General features: G+C 37.9%; 1 protein-coding gene. It reads left to right on the plus strand.

All coding sequences use genetic code 11. The annotated features are described in order from the left end of the window. Positions 1 to 133: 133 nt before the first annotated feature. Positions 134 to 697: glycoside hydrolase family 97 N-terminal domain-containing protein (locus tag AB5935_RS27900; RefSeq protein ID WP_368328089.1), on the plus strand; the 564-nt coding region annotated here is incomplete at its 3' end.

Consider the following 697-nt stretch of genomic DNA (forward strand, 5'->3'; position numbering starts at 1 on the left):
GAAAAGGTGCGTATGAGGGAATGTTGGAGAACCGTAAGTTTACTGTAACCCTTCAGGACGGAACTCAAAAAAGCGTCGATTATAATGGGAAGGCAGTTTCTGTAAGGTTTTGATTGTAGTAGAATGTGTGATTATGTCAGTAGAAAAGAATCTGAAAAATAGAAATATGATGAAGTTTTTTATAGTAATGGCTATGTTATTGGGTAGTAGCGTTGCAAGTGCAGAAAATAAACAGATAACAAGTCCTGATGGAAAGTTGGTAGTAACAGTTTCAGATGTGGATGGAAGACCTTCTTATTCTGTTAGTTATGACAATGTTCTCTTTTTGAAACCATCTCCATTGGGGATGATTGCAAATATAGGAGATTTCTCATCGGGGATGTCGCTGGAGAAGAATGTTTCAACAAATAAAATAGATGAAACATACGAGTTAGCTTCTATTAAGCAGAGCAAGGTTCGTTATGTGGCAAATGAAGCTGTATTTTCGTTTACACAACAAGGGAAAACAATTTATGATGTTATATTCCGCATAAGTAATAACGATGTTGCTTTTAAATATAAGATGTATCCGCAAGGTGAAGCACTAAGTTGTGTGATTAGGAAGGAAGCTACAGGATTTGCGTTTCCTGACGGAACCACCACTTTCCTTTGTCCGCAAAGTAAACCGATGGGGGGATTTGCCCGTACTTCTCCAAGT

Origin of the sequence: Phocaeicola sp. RTP21198st1_B8_RTP21198_201120, from assembly GCF_040929485.1 — a bacterium.
Classification (GTDB): Bacteria; Bacteroidota; Bacteroidia; order Bacteroidales; family Bacteroidaceae; genus Phocaeicola; species Phocaeicola dorei.